Origin of the sequence: Acinetobacter sp. YH12151, from assembly GCF_013418355.1 — a bacterium.
GTDB classification, from domain to species: Bacteria; Pseudomonadota; Gammaproteobacteria; order Pseudomonadales; family Moraxellaceae; genus Acinetobacter; species Acinetobacter pseudolwoffii.
The window spans coordinates 1-1335 of the sequence record NZ_VPCG01000106.1 but is presented as its reverse complement, the minus strand read 5'-3'; the positions used below and the strand labels follow the sequence as shown (position 1 = coordinate 1335).

1 protein-coding gene is annotated in these 1335 nt (G+C 38.7%); it reads left to right on the top strand.

The annotated features are described in order from the left end of the window. Positions 1-108: 108 nt before the first annotated feature. Positions 109-1335 (top strand): transposase (locus tag FTU82_RS15950; protein ID WP_180101647.1); only part of this gene is annotated, 1227 nt, incomplete at its 3' end.

Genomic DNA, 1335 nt, shown 5'->3' with positions numbered 1-1335 from the left:
TAACTCAAGACCTGTTAGCGATTATTCATTGTTTTTCTTCTCGACTTTATGGATTAAGAAAATACAAAGAAAAAGTTAAAGAATTAGTGAATAGTAAGGAATAACTTTTTGAAACTAACACGCATCCATCACTGTAAAAACTTGAATGTGCAAAAGTACAAGCAACTTGAAAAACAAGCTGTTTTACTTGGTCGTGTTCGTAGCGAAGTGTGGGCTAAATATGGTGCTGTTGCAGGTTTAAATATCAGCGACAGAACCATTCGTGATGCGTGGATGAAAGAAAGTCGTGACTTTGGTGTTTCTGCAAATGCGTGGAAAGAAACGCTACGTGATTGCGTAGGTGATATTAAAGCCTATCGAGAAGCATCAAAAGACAAAGTAAAGCAGGCGATCCGAAAACGCACCTCCTGTAATAATGAACAAAAAAGACTATACACCTTGCTTAAAAAAGATGAATGGATGACTGATAATTTCCTCCATCGTCAAATGCGTAATCACTTTAAGCATGGTGTTAATCACACACATAATCAAATTATTGTTCGTGCGGATATGTGTAAAACCTTTGAGCTAAACGGTCAATGTTGGCTTAAAGTGCCAAGTCTAGTCCCTCGACAAACCATTAAAATTCCACTAAACACCACTGTTGATTTTGCGCCACAAGGCACACTTAGAATCATTCTAAAAAACGGTAATGTTGAAGTTCACTCAACTTATGATGCAGTTGAAACACAGGATTGTGGTCAGGAAACCGTAGGTGTTGATAAAGGTTATTCAGAAGCCTTTGTGGATTCTGATGGTGAAGTATATGGCAATGGTTTAGGTAAATTGATCTCAAGTGAATCAGACTACCTAAATCAAAAGTACAAACGTAGAAATAAGCTCAGAGCGATTTCTAAAGCCAAACCGCACAAGAAACAGAAAATTGAGTTAAATAATCTAGGTCGCAAGAAGCTAGATAAAAGGCAAGATGCTCAGAAAGCAAAGCTCAAGACATTGATATTTACAGCAACTCACAAGTTGGTTGATAAAGCCAAAGTGATTGTTGCGGAGGATTTAACCGCACCAATCCAAAGTAAGCGTAGCTATGGTAAAAATACCAATAGACGTTTAAACACATGGGTTAAAGGCTTATTAGCCGATGCCCTAACAGGTATATCTCACCGTAGAGGTTCTACGGTGCATCTAGTCAATTCTGCATACACTTCGCAAAGTGATTCTTTCTTACGTGGGCTTTTAATAGGCACACGCAAGGGAGATCGCTTTCATCGTTTTAATGGGGAAGTTGTGCAAGCTGATTGGAATGCTGCGAGAAACGTGCTTGCAAGATTAAACGAC